Origin of the sequence: Stenotrophomonas nitritireducens (genome assembly GCF_001431425.1) — a bacterium.
Taxonomy (GTDB): Bacteria; Pseudomonadota; Gammaproteobacteria; order Xanthomonadales; family Xanthomonadaceae; genus Stenotrophomonas; species Stenotrophomonas nitritireducens.
On sequence record NZ_LDJG01000037.1, the window covers coordinates 1 to 13,735 of the forward strand.

General features: G+C 69.1%; 15 protein-coding genes. 10 read left to right on the forward strand and 5 right to left on the reverse strand.

The genetic code is table 11. The features are described 5' to 3' along the window. Positions 1-181: 181 nt before the first annotated feature. The 4 genes from dusB to ABB22_RS16935 form a co-directional block, all read right to left on the reverse strand. Complete coding sequence (gene dusB, locus ABB22_RS16920) at positions 182-1,171, reverse strand: tRNA dihydrouridine synthase DusB (protein ID WP_055765801.1); 990 nt, start codon at positions 1,169-1,171, stop codon at positions 182-184. A gap of 51 nt (positions 1,172-1,222) precedes the next feature. Next, on the reverse strand, positions 1,223-1,975 hold the full coding sequence (locus tag ABB22_RS16925; RefSeq protein ID WP_057505421.1) for a hypothetical protein: 753 nt from the start codon (positions 1,973-1,975) through the stop codon (positions 1,223-1,225). Between the two features lie 490 nt (positions 1,976-2,465). Then, complete coding sequence (locus ABB22_RS16930) at positions 2,466-3,419, reverse strand: ribokinase (protein ID WP_055765795.1); 954 nt, start codon at positions 3,417-3,419, stop codon at positions 2,466-2,468. A gap of 59 nt (positions 3,420-3,478) precedes the next feature. Beyond that, positions 3,479-4,777, reverse strand: coding sequence for a NupC/NupG family nucleoside CNT transporter (locus ABB22_RS16935; protein WP_055765792.1), 1,299 nt, complete (start codon positions 4,775-4,777; stop codon positions 3,479-3,481). Between the two features lie 201 nt (positions 4,778-4,978). Between ABB22_RS16935 and ABB22_RS16940 the strand changes: the two genes are divergently transcribed. The 3 genes from ABB22_RS16940 to ABB22_RS16950 all read left to right on the forward strand — a co-directional run bounded on the left by ABB22_RS16940 (position 4,979) and on the right by ABB22_RS16950 (position 7,696). Further along, positions 4,979-5,950 (forward strand): potassium channel beta subunit family protein, encoded by a 972-nt coding sequence (locus ABB22_RS16940; RefSeq protein ID WP_055765789.1) that lies wholly within the window; start codon positions 4,979-4,981, stop codon positions 5,948-5,950. A gap of 412 nt (positions 5,951-6,362) precedes the next feature. Continuing rightward, positions 6,363-6,560 (forward strand): hemin uptake protein HemP, encoded by a 198-nt coding sequence (gene hemP / locus ABB22_RS16945; protein ID WP_055765786.1) that lies wholly within the window; start codon positions 6,363-6,365, stop codon positions 6,558-6,560. A gap of 209 nt (positions 6,561-6,769) precedes the next feature. Further along, entirely contained in the window at positions 6,770-7,696 is a 927-nt protein-coding gene (locus tag ABB22_RS16950; protein WP_055765783.1) for a DUF6607 family protein, read from the forward strand. 82 nt (positions 7,697-7,778) lie between these two features. On the opposite strand, the gene ABB22_RS16955 is transcribed toward ABB22_RS16950, so the two are convergent. Next, complete coding sequence (locus tag ABB22_RS16955; protein ID WP_055765780.1) at positions 7,779-8,132, reverse strand: DMT family protein; 354 nt, start codon at positions 8,130-8,132, stop codon at positions 7,779-7,781. Positions 8,133-8,271: 139 nt separating this feature from the next. Here ABB22_RS16955 and ABB22_RS16960 point away from each other — a divergent pair, with 139 nt between their 5' ends. From ABB22_RS16960 to ABB22_RS16990, 7 genes are all read left to right on the forward strand, one after another. After that, positions 8,272-8,985 carry a response regulator transcription factor gene (locus ABB22_RS16960; RefSeq protein ID WP_057505422.1) on the forward strand — a complete coding sequence of 238 codons (714 nt, stop codon included), beginning with the start codon at positions 8,272-8,274 and terminating at the stop codon, positions 8,983-8,985. Between the two features lie 95 nt (positions 8,986-9,080). Next, the gene (locus ABB22_RS16965; protein WP_057505423.1) at positions 9,081-10,382 is read left to right on the forward strand and encodes a sensor histidine kinase; all 1,302 of its coding nucleotides are present in this window, start codon (positions 9,081-9,083) and stop codon (positions 10,380-10,382) included. A gap of 260 nt (positions 10,383-10,642) precedes the next feature. Further along, a complete protein-coding gene (locus tag ABB22_RS16970) occupies positions 10,643-11,023 on the forward strand; it encodes a diacylglycerol kinase (RefSeq protein WP_057505425.1) in 381 nt (126 codons plus the stop codon). Positions 11,024-11,074: 51 nt separating this feature from the next. Next, positions 11,075-11,824 (forward strand): TerC family protein, encoded by a 750-nt coding sequence (locus tag ABB22_RS16975; protein ID WP_055765771.1) that lies wholly within the window; start codon positions 11,075-11,077, stop codon positions 11,822-11,824. A gap of 133 nt (positions 11,825-11,957) precedes the next feature. Beyond that, positions 11,958-12,581 (forward strand): LemA family protein, encoded by a 624-nt coding sequence (locus tag ABB22_RS16980; RefSeq protein WP_055765768.1) that lies wholly within the window; start codon positions 11,958-11,960, stop codon positions 12,579-12,581. Between the two features lie 4 nt (positions 12,582-12,585). After that, complete coding sequence (locus ABB22_RS16985; RefSeq protein WP_152984241.1) at positions 12,586-12,954, forward strand: hypothetical protein; 369 nt, start codon at positions 12,586-12,588, stop codon at positions 12,952-12,954. A 1-nt stretch (position 12,955) separates the two neighbouring features. Further along, positions 12,956-13,735, forward strand: a 780-nt coding sequence (locus ABB22_RS16990; RefSeq protein ID WP_082592198.1) for a TPM domain-containing protein, incomplete at its 3' end; no start/stop codon positions are given.

The following is a 13,735-nucleotide window of genomic DNA, read 5'->3' on the forward strand; positions in this document are numbered from 1 at the left end:
CGGGTAAGCGCCCCGCTGGGGCATTGCCAGCCAAGCCCCGCCGGGCGCCGCCCGGCGCTACAGAACCCCGCCACCTTGTAGAGCGGGGCAACGCCCCGCTGGGGCATTGCCAGCCAAGCCCCGCCGGGCGCCGCCCGGCGCTACAGAACCCCGCCGCCTTGCAGATGCGCTTCCGCGGATCTCAGGCCGCGGCCCGCGGCTGTCCGGCGATCAGGCTGTCGAAGTAGTCGCGGGTCAGGCGCGACTGCGCCTCTGCGCTCTCGGCGGCGTTGACCACGGCGCGGAAGGCGGCGTTCTCCGGCCGGTCCTTCGCATACCAGCCAAGGTGCTTGCGGGCGATGCGCACGCCCTGCGGTTCGCCGTAGAAGGCATGCAGGTCGGCGAGGTGGCCGAGCAGGATGTCGCGGATCTCTTCCAGCGACGGCGGCGGCAGTTCCTCGCCGGTGGCAAGGAAGTGGGCGATCTCGCGGAAGATCCATGGCCGGCCCTGCGCGGCGCGGCCGACCATCACCGCGTCGGCGCCGGTCTGGGCCAGCACCTGCGCGGCCTTGCGCGGGGAATCCACATCGCCATTGGCCAGCACCGGGATGTCGAGCATCGCCTTGATCGCGGCGATGGTGTCGTACTCGGCGGTGCCGGCGTAGTGCTGGTCGCGGGTGCGGCCGTGGATCGCCAGCGCGGCGACGCCGCTGGCCTGCGCGATGCAGGCGATGGCCGGTGCGTTGCGTACTTCCGCGCACCAGCCGGTGCGGATCTTCAGCGTGACCGGCACCGCCACCGCGCCCACCACCGCTTCGAGGATGCGCGCCACCAGCGCCTCGTCGCGCATCAGCGCCGAGCCGGCCCAGGCATTGCACACCTTTTTTGCCGGGCAGCCCATGTTGATGTCGATGATCTGCGCGCCGTGATCGACGTTGTAACGCGCCGCTTCGGCCAGCTGCCGCGGCTCGGTGCCGGCGATCTGCACGCTGATCGGCGCCGGTTCCCCGGCATGGTCCATGCGGTGGAGGGACTTGCGTGTGTTCCAGAAGCGCGGGTCGGAGATGGTCATCTCCGAGGCGGCCAGACCCGCGCCCAGCCGCTTGCACAGCTGCCGGAACGGCTTGTCGGTGACGCCGGCCATGGGCGCGAGCACCACGTTGGGCGCGATGGTATAGGGGCCGATCTGCATGACCGGCATTCTACCGCCCCGCCCGGAACGCCCGGAGAACCGCGGCCCCGGTCAGAACTTGTAGGCGGCCACGAACTTGGCGCTGGTCGCCAGCTCGCCGCGCCGGTTCTCGGCGCTGCGGCCCAGCAGCCCCTGCAGCTCGAGACGCTTGCTGGCCTTGTACTTGAAGGCGGCGTTGCCGCGCAGGTGGTAGCGCCCGCCATCGTGCAGCGGGCGGTCGTTGAGCAGGTCCACGCCGACGATCCAGCGCGGGTTGGGCGCGTATTCGAGCAGCGCGCCATAGCCGACGAGGTCGTCGTAGTCGTGCGCGAAGCCGTGGGTATGGGACACCTCGGCGGTCAGGCGCAGCTTGCCGAACTGCTTGCCGGCGCGCAGCGGCGTCTTGAGGGTGGTGACGCCGCTGCCGATGCCGGGGCTGCCGGTGTCGAAGCTGAACTTCGGCTCCACCAGCCACGCGGGACGGCGATCGCCTTCCTCGACGAAGCGCCATTTCAACTTGCCGGTGAAGTCCTTCGCGCCGCTGCGCGTGGCGCCGTTCGACTTTTCCACGATGCCGTAGCCGGCGGCGACCTCGAACGACAGATCCCGGGCCAGCGGCGCAGCGAATTTCAGCACCGGCCGCGCCCAGGTGTCCTTGGAGTCGGTGTGCTTCCAGGTGACTTCGGCCTTGACCTTCCTGGAGGTACCGGGGCTGGTGCTTCCCACTTCCCAGGGGCCCGCGAAGGCGGTGGCCGGCAACAGCGCCGCCAGTGCCGGCAACAGCCAGCCATACGGGCGGCGGGAGGGCGTGGAAGGAATGCGCATGCTGTGGCTCCTGGCGGGAAATTCCGGTTGCGGAGCAGTCTGCGGCGGCGTCGCTGACACAGTCGCCACGGGATGCGTCAGGTTGCTGTCAGCAGGTACGAAGGCCCAGGCGTGGGCGCTGCGGGCCGCAGGCGCGCAGTGGAAGGCGAGGGTGCGCTGCTGCGGCGCCTGTATCCGTCCGGATCGCCGCAGGTCGCGGCCACGCGCTCCGGGCGATTCCGTCAACCGCCACGACGTCCGCCGCACTGGTCCTCGCCGGCGCGATGGCGTCCGCGGTCGATGAATCCGCGCACTCCGCCGGTGCCGATGATCCGGCCGGTCTTCTCTAGCCGGTCCTGTGCCACTCCCGTGCCGGCGGTGCCGGCATGATCCCGGTTGAGCGGAGCCCGACTCCGGCTGCCGGCTTCGCGGCAACGGCGGAAGTTCCGGGCGGGAGTCCGCCGCTCCTGCGCGCCGCCCTGCCGTCATCGGCCGGTGCGGCGCTCCGGACTCAGCCGGCGTCGGCCGGCGTCATCCGCGGCATCGCCACGGCGGCGCCTTCATTCTCGGTCGAGCGGGCGGCGTACTGGTTGGCGAAACGCACGTGCTTGATGAAAGCCGCGTCCGGCGCCTGCGCCAGCGAGGCCACCAGCGCGCCGTTGAAGGCGTCGCCGGCGCCGGTGGTGTCAACCACCTGCACCGATTCCGCGGCCACGCGGTAGTAGGGCTGGCTGTCGCCGCGCAGGCGTTCCTCGTCGTGCGAGACGAACACACCGACCGCGCCGAGGGTGACCACCACGGTATTGCCCGACAGCTTGCGGCACAGCGCGTGCAGGCTGGCGCCGTCCAGCGCGGCCACGTCATCGGCTTCCACGCGCTCGCCGACATGACGGCCGAGCAGGGCGGCGAATTCGGTCTCGTTGGGGGTCAGTACATCGGCCAGCTTGAGCAGGCTGATCGACGAAGGTGCGTTGGCCGGGGCCGGGTTGAGCACGGTCAGCACGCCGGCCTCGCGGGCGATGCCCAGCGCCGCTTCGATCGACTCCACCGGCGATTCCAGCTGCGCCAGCAGCACCCCCGCGTCGCCGATCAGCGCCGCGTTGGCTGCCATGAATTCCGTGCTCAGCGAGGCGTTGGCGCCGGGGCCGATGACGATGGAATTGCGGCCGCGGCTGTCCACGTAGATGCCGGCGGTACCGGTGGGCTCGGTGCTGGCCTCGGCGGCCAGCACGATGCCATCGGCAGCGGCGAGCTGGCGCGCCAGCGCGCCGCCGGCGTCATCGCCCAGTGCGCAGACGAAGGTGATGTCGGCGCCGGCGCGGCGCGCGGCCACCGCCTGGTTGAAGCCCTTGCCGCCGGGACCGGTGCTGTAGCGCCCGGCAATGGTCGCCCCCGGCGCGGGCAGGGCATCGCAGCGCCAGACGTGGTCGACATTGAAGGAACCGGCAACGACAACAGACTTCATGGAATCTACTTCTCTTCAGGTGGCTGTGGGGGAGCCGGAAGGGGGAGCGCGCCGGTGGCTCAGCCGAAGTGGCTGAGCACGCCGGCGATGGTCGCCGTCATCAGCGTGGCGATGGTGCCGCCGAGCACCGCGCGCAGGCCGAACTTGGCCAGGTCATGGCGACGGTCCGGGGCCAGGCCGCCGATGCCGCCGATCTGGATGGCGATCGAACTGAAGTTGGCGAAGCCGCACAGCGCATACGTGGCGATCAGGCGGCCTTCGTCGCTCAGCGCGACGCCGGCGACATTGCCCTTGATGATCTCCGACAGCTGCAGGTAGGCGACGAACTCATTGATCACCACCTTCTGGCCGATCAGCGAACCCACCGTGGTGGCATCGGCCCATGGCGTGCCGATCACCCAGGCGATCGGCGCCAGCACGTAGCCGAAGATGGTGGCCAGGTTGGTCGGCTTGCCGATGGCCTGGGCCAGGCCGGTGACCTCGCCCAGCCAGGTCAGCGGCGCGTTGAGCAGGGCGATCAGGGCGATGAAGGCCAGCAGCATCGCGCCGATGTTCAGCGCCAGCTTCAGGCCGTCGGCGGCGCCGCCGGCCGCCGCGTCGATGATGTTGGAGGAGGTCTTTTCCACCTCCATCTTCACCGTGCCGCGGGTCAGCGGGGTGCCGGTCTCGGGCACCAGCAGCTTGGAGATCACCAGCGTGGCCGGTGCGGCCATGATCGAGGCGGCCAGCAGGTGCTTGGCGTAGAACGCCTGCGCCACCGGGTCGCCGCCGCCGAGCATGCCGACGTAGGCCGCCAGCACGCCGCCGGCGATGTGCGCCATGCCGCCGATCATCATCGTGATCAGCTCGGACTGGGTCATCTTCGGGATGTACGGGCGCACGGTCAGCGGCGCCTCGGTCTGGCCGATGAAGACGCTGGCGCAGACGCTGGTGGTCTCCGCGCCGGACACGCGCATCACCTTGGTGATCGCCCAGGCCATCACCTTGACCACCGCCTGCATCACGCCCAGGTGGTAGAGCACGCCCATCAACGCCGAGAAGAAGATGATGGTCGGCAGCACCTGGAAGGCGAAGATGAAGCCGTACTTGGACACGTTCATCAGGTCGCCGAAGATGAAGCCGGAGCCTTCGTTGACGTAGCTCAGGATCTTGACGAAGCCCTGGCCCAGCCAGTCGAACACGTCGCGCCCGCCCGGCACCAGCAGCACCAGCGCGGCGAAGCCGATCTGCAGGGTGACGCCGGTGGCGACCAGCTTCCAGTCCACCGCTTTCTTGTTGTTGGAAAACAGCCAGGTGATGCCGATCAGCACCACCAGGCCGAACAGGCCGAAGCCGATCCTGCCCAATCCTTCGACCATGAGTATTCCCCGGGCCAGCCCGCAAAAGCGGCAAGCCTAGTGCAGCGGCCAGTGCCGGGCAACAATCCCGACGCCGATAGGGGCCAATGGCGGCGATCAGGCCGTCATCGGCAAGGTCCCGGGCGCTATCGGCAGGGGGCGGCGGTTACACTGGCGGCTCCGTCCGCGCCGCCCGCGCGGACTGCGCTCCAGGAGCCTGCCATGCAATACCGCCGCCTCGGGTCGTCCGGCCTGCAGCTTTCCGCCCTGTCCTTCGGGGCCTGGGTCACCTTCGGCAGCCAGATCGCCCGTGGCGAGGCGCGCAACCTGATCGCCGCGGCCTGGGACAACGGGGTCAACTTCTTCGACAACGCCGAGGTCTACGCGCAGGGCCGCGCCGAGCAGGTGATGGGCGATGTGATCGCCGACCTGCGCCTGCCGCGCGACGGCTACTGCGTCTCCAGCAAGGTGTTCTTCGGTGCGGTCGATGCGCCCAACCCGCTGCAGCGCGGACTCTCGCGCAAGCACGTGCACGACGCCTGCCACGCCGCGCTCAAGCGCCTGCGGGTGGATTACCTGGACCTGTACTACTGCCATCGCCCGGATCCGGACGCGCCGATCGCCGAGACCGTGCAGGCGATGGACGTGCTGATCCGCCAGGGCAAGGTGCTGTACTGGGGGACGTCGGAATGGTCCGGCGCGCAGATCGACGAGGCGGTGGCGTTCGCCCGGGCCAACGGCCTGCATGCGCCGACCATGGAGCAGCCGCAGTACAACCTGCTGCACCGCGAGCGGGTGGAACAGGAATATGCGCCGCTGTACGCCGACGCCGGCCTGGGCACGACCATCTGGTCGCCGCTGGCCTCGGGCCTGCTGACCGGCAAGTACAACGACGGCATCGCCGCCGACAGCCGGTTGGCGCAGACCACGATGGACTGGCTGAAGGACGCGGTGCTGGGATCGCCGGAGCAGGATCGGCTGGGCAAGGTGCGGCGTTTCACCGCGCTGGCCGCGGAACTGGGGGAATCGCCGGCGCAACTGGCCATTGCCTGGTGCCTGCGCAACCGGCACGTGTCCAGCGTGATCCTCGGCGCCAGCCGGGTGTCGCAGCTGGAGGAGAACCTGCGCGCGCTGGACGTGCTGGAGCGCCATGGCGAGGAGACCTGGCAGAAGGTGGAAGCCGCGTTCGCCTGAGGCGTCGACGGACGGCGGCTGCCAGGCGGCGGGGCTGCCGGGCAGAGCGGAGCGAAGCCCTGCCAGGGGCCGCCCGGATGAGCCACCGGCCGCACACCACGGGGGAAAGCCTGCCGGGCGTTGCAAGGCCCTGCGCCTGCGGGCCTGTAGAGTGGGGCAACGCCCCGCTGCGCGCGCCTCCGGTGAGCCAGCCGCCGCGCACCACGGCGAACCTGTAGAGCGGGGCAACGCCCCGCTGGGGCCTTCCCGCTGAAGCCCAGGGCGTTGCCCCACAGCACTCCTCGGCCCGCGCCGGTATCCGTCGCCGGGTTTTCCCGACGACGGCGGGGATGGGCAGAAATTTCGCCCACCCCCTTGCGTCGCGGATGAGAATCATTATCATAAATTCCGTCCCCGCCACGGAATCGCCGCGATGTTCGCCCAACCCGTTCTGCTCCGCCCCCGTACGCTGCACCTGCCGCAACGTTCCGCCCCGCAGGCGGTGGCCGTCGATGACACCATCGACAGCGGCGCCCTGCTCAAGGGCCAGCGCGAAATCCTGATCCGCCATGGCGACCGCGTTTACCGCCTGCGCCATACCAGCAACGACAAGCTGATCCTGACCAAGTAAGCGCGTTGCCGCGGCTGCGGCCGCCGCATTCCCCGTTCTCTCCCCCCCTTGGCCGCGACCGGACAGCTCTGGCGGTCCGGTCGCCAAGCCAAGGGCTCGATATGTCCGCGGCTTGCCGGAGTGCCTGGCCGCGCACTTCGCGCCTCCGGCCGCTGAAGACGATCCGGCCACGGATGGCCGCTGCGCCCGATGCCGGGCAGGAGCCACCGATGAGATCCGCCCCCTTTCTTGCCTGCCTCGCGCTGGTCGCCGGCACCGCCAGCGCCGCCGACATCGCCCGCGACCACGACACCATCCTGCGGATGCAGGGCGAGTACGCCGTGGACTTCGCCTTCGACGAGACCGTGCTGCTCAAGCCGGGTTACGAGCGCGCGCCGGCGATGCGCAGCGGCGGCAACGAACTGGTGGTGGTGGTCGAGGACGCGCCGACGCGCATCGTGCTGCAGCACCTGCTGGTGGATCCGAAGAGCGGCCACGTCACCAAGCACTGGCGGCAGGACTGGACCTACGAGGCACCGATCCGTTTCGAGTTCAGCGCCGACCAGACCTGGCGGGTGCGCGCGGTTCCCGCTGCGATCAACCAGGGCGCATGGACCCAGTGCGTCTACGAGGTCAGCGATGCGCCGCGCTATTGCGGCACCGGCAGGTGGAGCTACGACAATGGCGTGCCCAGCTGGACCAGCGATGCGGGCTGGCGCCCGCTGCCGCGGCGCGAGTACACCCGCCGCAGCGACTACAACGCGCTGGCGATGGTCAACCGGCATACGCTCACGCCCAACGGCTGGACCCACGAGCAGTTCAACACCAAGATGCGGCGCAGTGCCGACGGCACGCAGCAGGAAATCGCGCGCGAGTTCGGCTTCAACGATTACATCCGCACCACGGATGTGGACTTCACTCCGGCCCGCGAGTACTGGAGCGCCACGGCCGGCTACTGGGCGAAGGTGCGCCGGCACTGGGACGGCTTCCTGGGCCAGGCCCCGGGCGCGCACCTGAAGACCAAAATCGACGGCATGGCGATGATCATCCCGTTGTTCACCCAGGCCGACGAGGTACAGGCCGGTGGCAAGGTGGCCGATGCGCGGATCGACACGGTGTTCGCTGAATTCGTCGAGAAGGCCCCGCGCGGCGACTGAGCGGCGGCGCGGATGCGGCCGGCCCTGCGAACGCGATCCCGGACGGCAAGGCCGGGGCCGGGGCCGCGTTCGCGCCCGTGCCTCATTCCTTGAACATCAGCAGCGCGGCGACCGCGATCAGGGCGAACGCCGCCCAATGGTTCCATTTCAACGGCTGGCCCAGGTAGGCCGCCGAGAACCCGGCGAAGACCAGCAGGGTAATCACCTCCTGCATGCCCTTGAGCTGCGGCGCCGAATAGACGGCCGCGCCCAGGCGGTTGCCCGGCACCTGCAGGCAATATTCGAAGAAAGCGATGCCCCAGCTGGCCAGGATCACCGCCAGCAGCGGCGCCGAGCGGTACTTCAGGTGCCCGTACCAGGCGAAGGTCATGAATACGTTGCTGGCGGCCAGCAACAGTACCGGGTACAGATAGGCGGTGAAGGGCGGGGCAGGCATGTCCGGGTCCGGGGCAGGGCGCGCATAGCATAGGGGCAGCGCCGGCTGGCTGGACGATCAGCGCCGTGACACCTTTTCTTCACATGGGATCCACTCCGGGTACGGCATCTTTCACAAAGCTGAAGAACGAGGAGGCTCCATGCGACAGACCAAGGAATCGTCCGGACTGGTGCTCGTCATCGAGGACAACCGCAACATCTCCGAGATGATCGGCGAGTACCTGGAAGGAAAGGGATTCGAGGTGGACTATGCCTGCGATGGCCTCGACGGCTATCGGCTGGCAGCGGAAAACAGCTATGACGTGGTGGTGCTGGACCTGATGCTGCCGCGCCTGGACGGCATCGAAGTCTGCCGCCGCCTGCGCAACGAGGCCCGCAAGTCCACGCCGGTGCTGATGCTGACCGCGCGCGACACGCTGGACGACAAGCTCACCGGCCTGGGTTTCGGTGCCGACGACTACCTGACCAAGCCGTTCGCCATCCAGGAACTGGAAGCGCGCCTGCGCGCGCTGATCCGCCGCGAGCGCCGCCAGGTGGGCGCGGAAGTGCTGAAGGTCGCCGACCTGGTGCTGGACCCGGTCAGCATGCGCGCCACCCGCGCCGGCACCGAACTGCAGCTCTCGCCCATCGGCCTGCGCCTGCTGACCATCCTGATGCGCGAATCGCCTCGCGTGGTGACCCGGCAGGAGATCGAGCGCGAGATCTGGGGCAACGGCTTGCCGGATTCAGACACCCTGCGCAGCCACTTGTACAACCTGCGCAAGATCATCGACAAGCCGTTCGACCGGCCGTTGCTGCATACCGTGCAGAGCGCGGGCTACCGCATCGCCGATATCGCCCAGCCGATGGGCTGAGCATGCCGGCGAACGCACTCCGTCGCGAAGGGAAGGGCCGTACCGCGGCCCGGTTCCCCTTTCCCTAACCGCACAGGATCACCGCCGGGGCTGCGATGCTGCACGGGTTGCCGCGCAAGATCAGGACCGCTTTCATGCTGCAGGCGCTGCTGGCCGGCCTTGCGGTGCTGCTGGGCGGCTACCTGGTGCTGCTGGTGGTCAAGTTCGGGCTGGTCAACGCGCTGCTCAAGGAAGAGGCCGCGCACTTCTGGGAACTGCACGCCGCATCGCCGGTGCAGCCGCCCCCCAACACCAGCAACATCCGCGGCTACCTGCTGGAGACCGGGCAGTCGCCGTTGAGCCTGCCCGCCGACCTGCGCGCGCTGGCGCCAGGCTTCCACGAGATCGGCGATGCCGACCAACTGGTGCTGGTGGACGACAAGCCCGCCGGCCGGCTCTACCTGGTGTTCCTGCGCTCCCAAGCCCAGCACCTGGCCTTCTGGTTCGGGGTGGTGCCGGTACTGCTGATCCTGCTGGCGGTCTATGGCGCCTCTTGGCTGACCTACCATGTTTCGCACCGCGTCGTGTCGCCGGTGACCTGGCTGGCGCGGCGCGTGTCGCAGTGGGACCCGCTGTACCCGGACGCCAGCGAGCTGGCGCCGGAGCGGCTGCCGCCCGATGTCCAGGGCGAGGTGCGGCAACTGGCCGGCGCCCTGCACACGATGGCCGGACGCATCGGCGACCATGTCGCGCGCGAGCGCAATTTCACTCGCGACGCCAGCCACGAGCTGCGCACGCCCCTCACCGTGATCCGTATGGCAAGCGACATGGCGCTGGGCTCGCAGGAGCTGAGCCCGGGGCTGCAGCGCAGTCTGCAGCGCATCCAGCGCGCCGGCCGCGACATGGAGGGGCTGATCGACGCGCTGCTGATCCTGGCGCGCGAAGCCAACATCGAACCGCAGGCCGAATGGGTCGAGGTGGCCGACGTGGTCCGTTACGAGGCGGCCAACGCCCGCGGCAGCCTGGCCGGGCGGCCGGTCGAACTGGAGGTCCATGTCGCCGCCGCCTGTCCGCTGCGGGTGCCGCCGCAGGTGCTGCACGTGGTGATCGGCAACCTGCTGCGCAATGCCTGCAATTACACCGATGCCGGCCGTGTCGACGCCTATGTGGAGGCCGACCGGGTGGTGGTGTGCGATACCGGCATCGGCATGTCGCCCGAAGCGCTGGCGCGGATCTTCGAGCCGTTCTTCCGGGTGGAACCGGAGCGGCGCCAGGGCCACGGCCTGGGCATGCCCATCGTGCATCGCCTGTGCGAGCGGTTCGGCTGGCGCATCGAACTGGACAGCAGGCCGGGGCAGGGCACGAAGGTGACGGTGCGTTTTTCCCGCCAATCCCCGGGTGACGGCTCGGGCGGATAGCCGGCGGCATGGCCAACCGGAGGAAGGCAGCGCGCGCGGATGTGCGGCGCTGACGCGCAGCGGCCCATGCCACACCGGCCGGCAGCGTGCCGCCCATGCCCTCCCCCGGAAGATAGAAGGGTGGGGGAGTGACGACAGGGCGCCGACAGGGCGCCTGTGGCAGAATCCCGCGCTGTTCATCGCCACGGCCGCCTGCATGGATATTTCCCGTTTCCGCCCTGTTCCGGCCGTCCGTGCCGGTTCGACCGATGGCCGTGCCCATGGCTGACGAGATCGGCAACCTGCCGCGCGGCCCGGCGCGCGTGCTCAAGGCGGCGGTATGGTCGTGGCAGGGATTGACCGCGGCCTGGAAGCACGAATCCTCGTTCCGGCTGGAGGTCTACCTGTTCGTGGTGCTGGCCCCGCTGGCGCTGTGGCTGGGGCAGACCGCGGTGGAACGCGTGCTGCTGGTCGGCTCGATGCTGCTGGTGATCGCCATGGAACTGGCCAATTCGGCCATCGAGGCGGTGATCGAACGCTACGGCCCCGAGTTCCACGTGCTGGCCGGACGCGCCAAGGACATGGGCTCGGCGGCGGTGTTCGTGCTGATGATGAACGTGCTGCTGTGCTGGGGGCTGATCCTGGCGCCCCGGATTCTCTGAGCTCCCTGCCGCGCGGTGGTGGTGTACGGTCTTTGTTGAAGGATTGCCTGCATGTCTTTTGAGTTCCTTGCCGACCCGAACGTATGGGTCACCCTGTTCATGCTCAGCGCGCTGGAAATCGTGCTCGGCATCGACAACCTGGTGTTCATCTCCATCGCCGTCGGGCGCCTGCCCGAGCACCGGCGGCCGCTGGCGCGCCGCGTCGGCATCGCCGTGGCCTGCATCACCCGCATCATGCTGCTGGTCTCGCTGGCCTACCTGGCGCACATGGAGAGCAACCTGTTCACCATCGCCGGCATGGGCATTTCGATCCGCGACCTGGTGCTGATCGTCGGCGGCCTGTTCCTGCTCTACAAGGGCGCCAAGGAAATCCGCGAACTGGTCAGCGGCGGCGAGGACCAGGACCCGACCACCACCCGGGCCTCGGCTACATTCGGCATGGTGATCGCGCAGATCGCCGTCATCGACATCGTGTTCTCGCTGGACTCGGTGATCACCGCCGTCGGCATCGCCGACCACGTCCCGGTGATGGTCTGCGCGGTGCTGCTGTCGGTGGCGGTGATGCTGCTGGCGGCCAATCCGCTGGGCCGTTTCATCGACGCCAACCCGACCGTGAAGCTGCTGGCGCTGGCCTTCATCCTGCTGGTCGGCGCGGTGCTGGTGCTCGATGGCCTGGACCTGCACGTGCCCAAGCCCTACATCTACGCGGCGATGGGCTTCTCGGTACTGGTGGAGTGGCTGAACCTGCTGATGCGCCGCAACGCCAGGGAACACCACGTCCCGGGCTCGGACAACTGGTAAGCGGTGGCCTGCCGCCGGCGCCTGCCGGCGGCGGCGACCTGACGGGGGCCGGCCGATGCCGGCCCTCGTCGTATGCACACGTTGAACACCGGTGGTGGCATGCTGCGGACTCCAGCCGCCCCAGGACCCGCCCATGCGCCAGTTCCTCCGTGTGATGCTGCTCGCCCTCGTGGCGGGTTCGATTTCCGGCTGTGGCTACAACGCCATCCAGCAGAAGGACGAGGCGGTCAAGGCCGGCTGGTCCGAGGTGATCAACCAGTACAAGCGCCGCGCCGACCTGATCCCCAACCTGGTCAACACCGTGCAGGGCTATGCCCAGCAGGAGCGGCAGGTACTGACCGAGGTGACCAACGCGCGCTCGCGGGTCGGGCAGATCCAGGTCAACGCCGACGACGAGGCTTCGCTGAAGCAGTTCCAGCAGGCGCAGGGCGAACTGGGCAGCGCGCTGTCGCGGCTGCTGGTGGTCAGCGAGAACTACCCGACGCTCAAGTCCGACCAGAACTTCCGCGACCTGCAGGCGCAGCTGGAAGGCACCGAGAACCGCATCACCGTCGCGCGCGGCCGCTACATCCAGCTGGTGCAGGACTACAACACCTATATCCGCTCGTTCCCGCAGGTGATCACCGCCAAGCTGTTCGGCTACCAGGCCAAGCCGAACTTCACCGTCGAGAACGAGGCGCAGATCGCACAGCCGCCGGCGGTGGACTTCGGTACCAGGCCGCAGCCGCAGGACCCGCAGCCGGCAGCGGCGCAGTGACGGGATGACGATCGGGCCGCAATTGGTGGCGGGTGGGATCATGGGGTTCTTCATGGCCTTCATCGCCCTGTTGCTGACGGAGCACGCGCGCCGGCGCTGGCCGCGCATCGTGATCGGCATGGGGCTGGCGGGCTTTGGCGGGATGTTCATGGGTGTCTGGGCAGTGCCGATGGCCATGTCCTGCGCGCTGCTGCTGGCATGGGCGAACTGGCTGAAGCCGCTCGCCGATGCGGTGCTGCTGGCGCTGTACGGGCTGGTTTCGGCCTTGATGGGCAGCGCGAAGAGGAGCCGGCGCAGCCCTTCGGGGCGTGGCAGGCGTTGGATCGGCGCTGGCGGCCGCAGCGGTGGCGGCGGCGCTCCGGGGAGTTGGTGAAATGCGCAGGCTTCGTATCGCGGGCGGGATGCTGCTGTGTTGCCTGATGCTGGTATCGGCGGGCAGTGCGTTGGCGCAGGCGCTGGCGCCGATCCCGCCGCTGGACTCACCGGTGGTGGACACCACCGGCACCCTGGACGCGGCGCAGCGGCAGGCGCTGGTGCAGCAGGCATTGGCCCTGCAGCAGCGCAAGGGCAGCCAGCTGCAGGTGCTGATCGTGCCCAGCACGCAGCCGGAGGATATCGCCCAGTACACCACCCGCGTTTTCGACCAGTGGAGCATCGGCCGCAAGGGCGTGGACGACGGCGTGCTGCTGGTGGTCGCCAGGAACGACCGCCGCGTGCGCATCGAGCCGGGTTACGGGCTGGAGGGCGCGATTCCCGATGCCATCGCCAACCGGGTGATCCAGGAATACCTGGTGCCGCGTTTTCGCGACAACGACTATGCCGGCGGCATCACTGAGGCCACGGCGGCGCTGGTCAAACTGGTCGATGGCGAGGAACTGCCGGCGCCAGTGGCCAGCAACCGCGACCCGGGCGATGGCGACGCCAATTTCTTCGTCGCGCTGTTCATCGGCGGCTTCGCCTCGATGCTGGCGCGGCTGCTGTTCGCGCGCCGTTCGCGTCCGTTGAAAGGCGTGCTGGCCGCGCTGCTCGGCGGCGGCGCGGGCTGGCTGCTGCTGTCGCTGGCCGGGGGCGGCATCGCCGCGGCGGCGGCCTTCTTCCTGTCGCTGGGCGGACTGTCGCCCGGCGGTTTCAAGAACTGTCCTTTATACACATCT

Coding starts and splice junctions, on each gene's coding strand:
- dusB (WP_055765801.1), bottom strand. CDS start 1,171: ATGCAGATCGGCCCCTATACCATCGCGCCCAACGTGGTGCTCGCGCCC.
- ABB22_RS16925 (WP_057505421.1), bottom strand. CDS start 1,975: ATGCGCATTCCTTCCACGCCCTCCCGCCGCCCGTATGGCTGGCTGTTG.
- ABB22_RS16930 (WP_055765795.1), bottom strand. CDS start 3,419: ATGAAGTCTGTTGTCGTTGCCGGTTCCTTCAATGTCGACCACGTCTGG.
- ABB22_RS16935 (WP_055765792.1), bottom strand. CDS start 4,777: ATGGTCGAAGGATTGGGCAGGATCGGCTTCGGCCTGTTCGGCCTGGTG.
- ABB22_RS16940 (WP_055765789.1), top strand. CDS start 4,979: ATGCAATACCGCCGCCTCGGGTCGTCCGGCCTGCAGCTTTCCGCCCTG.
- hemP (WP_055765786.1), top strand. CDS start 6,363: ATGTTCGCCCAACCCGTTCTGCTCCGCCCCCGTACGCTGCACCTGCCG.
- ABB22_RS16950 (WP_055765783.1), top strand. CDS start 6,770: ATGAGATCCGCCCCCTTTCTTGCCTGCCTCGCGCTGGTCGCCGGCACC.
- ABB22_RS16955 (WP_055765780.1), bottom strand. CDS start 8,132: ATGCCTGCCCCGCCCTTCACCGCCTATCTGTACCCGGTACTGTTGCTG.
- ABB22_RS16960 (WP_057505422.1), top strand. CDS start 8,272: ATGCGACAGACCAAGGAATCGTCCGGACTGGTGCTCGTCATCGAGGAC.
- ABB22_RS16965 (WP_057505423.1), top strand. CDS start 9,081: ATGCTGCACGGGTTGCCGCGCAAGATCAGGACCGCTTTCATGCTGCAG.
- ABB22_RS16970 (WP_057505425.1), top strand. CDS start 10,643: ATGGCTGACGAGATCGGCAACCTGCCGCGCGGCCCGGCGCGCGTGCTC.
- ABB22_RS16975 (WP_055765771.1), top strand. CDS start 11,075: ATGTCTTTTGAGTTCCTTGCCGACCCGAACGTATGGGTCACCCTGTTC.
- ABB22_RS16980 (WP_055765768.1), top strand. CDS start 11,958: ATGCGCCAGTTCCTCCGTGTGATGCTGCTCGCCCTCGTGGCGGGTTCG.
- ABB22_RS16985 (WP_152984241.1), top strand. CDS start 12,586: ATGACGATCGGGCCGCAATTGGTGGCGGGTGGGATCATGGGGTTCTTC.